Annotated in this window: 6 protein-coding genes; all 6 read left to right on the top strand. The window is 71.7% G+C overall.

Annotation, left to right across the window (positions count from 1 at the left end; all coding sequences use genetic code 11):
- On the top strand, positions 1-685 hold a 685-nt coding region (locus KBX53_RS18215; RefSeq protein ID WP_210860551.1), incomplete at its 5' end, for an EAL domain-containing protein.
- A 144-nt stretch (positions 686-829) separates the two neighbouring features.
- Positions 830-1,135 (top strand): Asp-tRNA(Asn)/Glu-tRNA(Gln) amidotransferase subunit GatC, encoded by a 306-nt coding sequence (gene gatC, locus KBX53_RS18210; protein WP_210860548.1) that lies wholly within the window; start codon positions 830-832, stop codon positions 1,133-1,135.
- Positions 1,136-1,229: 94 nt separating this feature from the next.
- Positions 1,230-2,705 carry an Asp-tRNA(Asn)/Glu-tRNA(Gln) amidotransferase subunit GatA gene (gene gatA, locus KBX53_RS18205; protein WP_030337177.1) on the top strand — a complete coding sequence of 492 codons (1,476 nt, stop codon included), beginning with the start codon at positions 1,230-1,232 and terminating at the stop codon, positions 2,703-2,705.
- Positions 2,706-2,957: 252 nt separating this feature from the next.
- Positions 2,958-4,073, top strand: a complete 1,116-nt coding sequence (locus tag KBX53_RS18200; protein WP_247675813.1) for an Ig domain-containing protein — start codon at positions 2,958-2,960, stop codon at positions 4,071-4,073.
- Between the two features lie 73 nt (positions 4,074-4,146).
- On the top strand, positions 4,147-5,646 hold the full coding sequence (gene gatB / locus KBX53_RS18195; protein ID WP_210860544.1) for an Asp-tRNA(Asn)/Glu-tRNA(Gln) amidotransferase subunit GatB: 1,500 nt from the start codon (positions 4,147-4,149) through the stop codon (positions 5,644-5,646).
- Positions 5,647-5,768: 122 nt separating this feature from the next.
- Positions 5,769-6,464 (top strand): 1-deoxy-D-xylulose-5-phosphate synthase N-terminal domain-containing protein (locus tag KBX53_RS18190; RefSeq protein WP_309140800.1); only part of this gene is annotated, 696 nt, incomplete at its 3' end.

The raw sequence follows: 6,464 nt of genomic DNA, 5'->3' as shown, positions 1-6,464 counted from the left end.
GGGCATGGTCGACCCGGAGGAACTCATCCGGGTCGCCGAGCAGAGCGCCGTGATGCGACTGCTGACCCGTCGGGTCGTCGACGACGTGGTGGAGCAGCTCGCCAAGTGGTCGGCGGCCGGCATCGGCCTGCGTGCGGCGCTGAACGTGAGCGTGCGCGACCTGCACACCGGCGAGATCGCCGATCAGATCGCCGACCGGCTGGCCCGCTACGGGGTGCCGGCCGAGCGGTTGCAGGTCGAGATCACCGAGGGCGCGTTGATGGCCGACCCGCGCCGGGTGCTGGCCACCATCTCCCAGCTGCACCGGATCGGGGTGGCCATCTCACTGGACGACTTCGGCACCGGCTACTCCTCGCTGCAGCATCTGCGCCGCCTGCCGCTGTCCGAGGTGAAGGTGGACCGGTCGTTCGTCCTCGGCATGGCCGACGACGCCGACGACGCGGCGATCGTCCGGTCGATGATCGAGCTGGCCGGCGCGCTGGGGTTGCGGGTGGTCGCCGAGGGTGTCGAGGACGAGCGGACCTGGCGGATGCTGCACACCGCCGGCTGCGACGCCGCCCAGGGCTGGTTCTACGCCCGGCCGATGCCGGCCGAGGAGTTGGTCACCTGGCTGGCCCGGTACCGGCCGGTCCGCCCGACCGGCGGGCACCCGCAGCCCGACGTCGCCCGCCGCCCCACCCGCTGACCCGGCACGAGGTCGGGGGAGGGGGAGTCGGGGACGCGGCACCGGAGCGGAACAATAGACTCGCTGCGGTCACCGCGTGTCACGCTCCACCTGTCGCGCGGCCGGCACACCGCCCGACCAGCAGGAATTCAGAAGGGGGCACGGATGGCCGCCATCTCCCGCGAGGAGGTCGCGCACCTGGCGCGCCTGTCGCGGCTCGCCGTCACCGAGGAGGAGCTGGACATGTTCGCCGGCCAGCTCGACGTGATCCTCCAGGCGGTCGCCCAGGTCGGCGAGGTCGCCGCCGCGGACATCCCGCCGACCTCGCACTCGGTGCCGCTGACCAACATCTTCCGCGAGGACGTCGTCACGCCGTGTCTGACCCCGGAGGACGCGCTGGCGGGCGCGCCCGACCCCGAGGACCAGCGGTTCCGCGTACCGCGGAACCTGAGCGAGGACGTGGCCTCATGAGCGAGCGGCAGCGAGCGAATAGTCGGTGCAGCGCCGTGGTGCCTCATGGCGTCGCGGAGCGGAGCGGAGTGACGGCATGAGCGAGATGACCGGCATGAGCGACTTCACCAGAATGACCGCGACGGAGATCGCGAGCCTGGTCGCCGGGGGCGAGACCTCCGCTGTCGAGGTGACCCAGGCGCACCTGGACCGGATCGCCGCGGTCGACGACCGGGTGCACGCCTTCCTGCACGTGGACACCGAGGGCGCGCTCGCCGCGGCCCGCGCGGTGGACGAGCGTCGGGCCGCCGGCGAGGTGTTGGGCCCGCTCGCGGGTGTGCCGGTCGCGGTCAAGGACGTGCTCGCCACCCGGGGCGTGCCGACCACCGTGGGGTCGAAGATCCTGGAGGGCTGGCGCCCGCCGTACGACGCGACGATCGTGCAGCGGCTGCGCGAGGCCGGCACGGTGATGCTCGGCAAGACCAACATGGACGAGTTCGCGATGGGTTCCTCTACCGAGTACTCGGCGTACGGCCCGACGCACAACCCGTGGGACCTGAGCCGGATCCCGGGTGGCTCGGGTGGTGGTAGCGCCGCCGCGCTGGCCGCGTACGAGGCGCCGCTGGCGATCGGCTCGGACACCGGCGGCTCGATCCGTCAGCCCGGCGCGGTCACCGGCACGGTGGGTGCCAAGCCCACCTACGGCGGCACCTCCCGCTACGGGTTGGTGGCCTTCTCGTCGTCGCTGGACACCCCCGGCCCGTGTGCCCGCAACGTGCTCGACGCGGCCCTGCTGCACCAGGTGATCGGTGGGCACGACCCGATGGACTCGACGTCGATCCCGCAGCCCGTGCCGGACGTGGTGGCGGCGGCGAGGCTCGGCGCGACCGGTGACCTGACCGGTGTACGGCTCGGCATCGTGAGCGAGTTCGTCGGCGAGGGCGCCGAGCCGGGTGTGATGGCGGCGTTCCGCGAGTCGGTGGACGCGCTGACCAAGATGGGCGCCGATGTCGTCGAGGTGTCCTGCCCGACGTTCGCGTACGCGCTGCCGGCGTACTACCTGATCGCCCCGAGCGAGTGCTCCTCCAACCTGGCCCGGTTCGACGGTGTCCGGTTCGGCCTGCGGGTCGGCGACGACGGCAACCGGTCGCTGGAGGAGGTCATGTCGCTGACCCGGGAGGCCGGCTTCGGCCCGGAGGTCAAGCGCCGCATCATGATCGGCACGTACGCGCTGTCGTCGGGTTACTACGACGCGTACTACGGGCAGGCGCAGAAGGTCCGGACGCTGATCACCCGGGACTTCAACGCCGCGTTCGAGCGGGTCGACGCGCTGATCTCGCCGACCACCCCGTCGGTGGCGTTCCCGATGGGCGCGCGGACCGCCGACCCGTACCAGATGTACCTGGCCGACCTGTACACGATCCCGACGAACCTGTACGGCGGGCCGGGCATCTCGGTGCCGTGCGGGCTCTCCGAGGGGCTGCCGGTCGGTTTGCAGGTGATGGCCCCGACGATGGCCGACGACCGGATGTACCGGGTCGCCGCCGCGTTGGAGTCCGCCGTCGGCACGTTCACCCCGCCGGCCCTCTGACCCGCCGATACGGGGGCGGGTCGCCCGCCTTCGTACCGGAAGTCGTCACGCGCCCGGTGCGGTCACCACGACCGCGCCGGGCGCGGCTGTCGTCGCGGCGACACGACGATCTCCGATCAGGGGATGGACCGCGTTCAGTGGCACTGGTCGAATAAGCTCCGAGTCTGTTGGATCGACGAACTCTGGTCCGCTGGCGGCCGCGAGCGGCTCCGATCAAGACCTGGATGTGCGATGGGGACGCTTCGCCCGGTCATGGCCCTGACGATGGTTGTCGCGATGCTGCTGGGTGCCGCGCAACCAGCCACCGCCGCCGACACCGTCACCATCACCTCGGGCAAGCCCCGGTCGGTCATGTACCTCGGGCAGGTGTACGCGATCCACACCGTGGAGGCGACCGGCGGCACCGGGCCGTACGCGCTGTCGGTGGTGTCGGGCAGCCTGCCGCCGGGGATGTTGGTGGTGGGCACGGCGCTGGGGGGCGCGCCGACCACGCCGGGCACCTTCCCGTTCCGGCTGCGGATGACCGACAAGAACGGTCTCTTCGGCGAGCAGGCGGCGACGATCGAGGTACGCCAACAGAAGGTCGTCATCACCTCGGGCAAGCCCCGGTCGGTCATGTACCTCGGGCAGGTGTACGCGATCCACACCGTGGAGGCGACCGGCGGCACCGGGCCGTACGCGCTGTCGGTGGTGTCGGGCAGCCTGCCGCCGGGCATGCTGGTGGTGGGCACGTCGCTCGGGGGCGCGCCGACCACGCCGGGCACCTACCCGTTCACGCTGCGGATGACCGACAAGAACAAGCTCTTCGACGAGCAGGCCGCCACCATCGTCGTCGCCACGGCCGCTGCCACCTTCACCTCCGGCGACCCGCCCGCCGGCACCGTGGGGCGGTCCTACTCCTTCCGGTTCACCGCCGACGGTGATTCGGACATCGCGTTCGCCCTGGCCGCTGGGGCCCTGCCGGGCGGTCTCACCCTCGACAAGTTGGGTCGGCTGAGCGGCGTTCCCGGCAGCGCCGGCACGTTCACCTTCACGGTCCAGGCGACGGGTCGCAGCACCAGTGCCACGAGGGACGTGTCACTGGTCGTCGCCCCGGCGTCCCCGGGCACCCCCACGGCGACCCCGACCGGCCCGACGGCCACCCCGACACCGACGGCATCGACCGATCCGGCCGCCTCGCCGTCAGAGAGCGACCCGGCGACGTCCCAGCCGGCGCCCGCGCCGTCGAGGTCGAAGGGTGGCTGGTTGCCGCTCACCGGAGCGGGCTCGCCCCTCGTGCTGCTGCTGATGGGCGTCCTGGCGTTCTCCGTCGGTGGCATTCTGCTCGTGCTGGCCTACCAGCGTCGGCGCTTCACCACACCCGAGTGACGCCCGGCAGCGGCGTGGCCGGACCAGCCGATTAGGCTGGAACGGTTCTGTCCGGATCGCTCCTGGAGCTCAGATGACGACGACACTGCCCGCGTACGACGAGGTCGTTGCGCGCTTCGAACCGGTGATCGGCCTGGAGACCCATGTCGAGCTGGGCACGAACACCAAGATGTTCTGTGGGTGCCCGACCGACTTCGGTGGCGAGCCCAACACCCGGGTCTGCCCGGTTTGCCTGGGGCTGCCCGGCTCGCTGCCGGTGGCCAACAAGGCGGCCATCGAGGCGATCATCCGGATCGGTCTCGCGTTGAACTGCTCGATCGCCGAGTGGTGCCGGTTCGCCCGGAAGAACTACTTCTACCCGGACATGCCGAAGAACTTCCAGATCAGCCAGTACGACGAGCCGATCTGTGTCGACGGTTACCTGGACGTCGAGGTGGGCGGCGAGACGGTGCGGATCGAGATCGAGCGGGTGCACCTCGAGGAGGACACCGGCAAGACGCTGCACGTCGGCGGTGCCACCGGCCGCATCCACGGCGCGACGGAGTCGCTTGTCGACTACAACCGGGCCGGCATCCCGCTCGTCGAGATCGTCACCAAGCCGATCACCGGCACCGGTGCGCTCGCCCCCGAGGTGGCCAAGGCGTACGTCGCCGAGCTGCGCGACGTGATCCGCACCCTCGGCGTCTCCGACGTGCGGATGGAGGAGGGTTCGCTGCGCTGTGACGTGAACACCTCGCTGAACCTGCCGGGCGCGGAGTGGGGCACCCGTACCGAGACGAAGAACGTCAACTCGCTGCGGTCGGTGGAGCGGGCGGTCCGCTCGGAGATGCTGCGGCAGGCGTCGGTGCTGGACGCGGGCGGCCGGATCACCCAGGAGACGCGCCACTTCCACGAGGACACCGGTGACACCACCCCGGGTCGCTCGCCGGAGACGGCGACCGACTACCGGTACTTCCCGGAGCCGGATCTGGTGCCGATCGCACCGGACCCGGCCTGGGTGGCCGAGCTGAAGGCCGCCCTGCCGGAGCTGCCCCGGGTGCACCGGCGTCGGCTCCAGGAGCAGTGGGGTCTGTCGGACCTGGACATGCAGTCGGTGTTGAACGCCGGCGCCGTCGAGCTGATCGAGGCCACCGTGGCCGCCGGCACCACCCCGGCGGCGGCCCGCAAGTGGTGGCTGGGTGAGCTGTCGCGTCGGGCCAACGAGAGCGGCGTGGAGCTGGCCGAGATCGGTGCCACCCCCGCCCAGGTCGCCGAGCTGCAGGGGCTGGTCGACGCCGGCAAGCTCAACGACAAGATGGCCCGCACGGTGTTGGAGGGTGTGGTCGACGGTGAGGGCTCGCCCACCGAGATCATGACCAGCCGGGGCCTGGAAGTCGTCTCGGACACCGGCGCGCTCACCGCCGCCGTGGACGAGGCGATCGCCGCTAACCCCGCCATCGCCGACAAGATCCGCAGTGGCAAGGTCGCGGCGGTCGGCGCGCTGGTCGGCGCGGTCATGAAGACCACCCGCGGGCAGGCCGACGCGAAGACCCTGCGGGAGCTGATCCTGGAGCGCCTCGGCGTCCAGGGCTGAGACCCACCCGGAGAAGGCCGCCGCCGCGATCCGGCGGCGGCCTTCCGCCACACCCTGTCGACCACGCGGCCACCCCGCACCCCTCGCGAGGGCGTCAACGGCGACGCCTGGATGGAGCCACCGTGACCCAGCACGACCTCGATGTCCTCGACGAGATCCAGCGGCGGGTGCTCTGGCTCGCCACCCGGATCGTGGACGCCGCCAACCATGACCGGGCCACCGGCGACGGTGTGAAGGTCGGCGGCCACCAGGCGTCCAGCGCCTCCCTGGTCACGGCGATGACCGCGCTGTGGTTCGCGCACCTGGACGCCGAGGACCGGGTCGCGGTGAAGCCGCACGCCTCCCCGGTGTTCCACGCCATCCAGTACCTGCTCGGCAACCTGGACCGCTCCTACCTGCCCCGACTGCGGGCCCGGGGCGGCCTCCAGTCGTACCCGTCGCGCACCAAGGACCCGGACGAAGTGGACTTCTCCACCGGTTCCGTCGGCCTGGGCGCGGCGGCGCCGCTGTTCGCCGCCGCGACCCGCCGCTACGTCGACGCGCACTTCGGCGCCCGGCCGCACTCCCGGTTCGTGGCCCTGATCGGCGACGCCGAGTTGGACGAGGGCAACATCTGGGAGGCGGTCGCCGACCCGGCCACCACCGGGCTGGGCAACGTCATGTGGCTCGTCGACTTCAACCGGCAGTCGCTGGACCGGGTCGTCCCCGGCATCCGGATCAACCAGTGGCGGGGCCAGTTCGAGGCGGCCGGCTGGCACGTCGTCGAGGTCAAGTACGGCCGCCGGCTCGCCGAGGCGTACGCCCGCCCGGGTGGGGAG

The sequence above is a fragment of the Micromonospora sp. M51 genome, assembly GCF_018070305.1.
GTDB lineage: Bacteria > Actinomycetota > Actinomycetes > Mycobacteriales > Micromonosporaceae > Micromonospora > Micromonospora parva.
The sequence above is the reverse complement of the archived record's forward strand: the minus strand, read 5'-3'. Positions and strand labels throughout refer to the sequence as shown.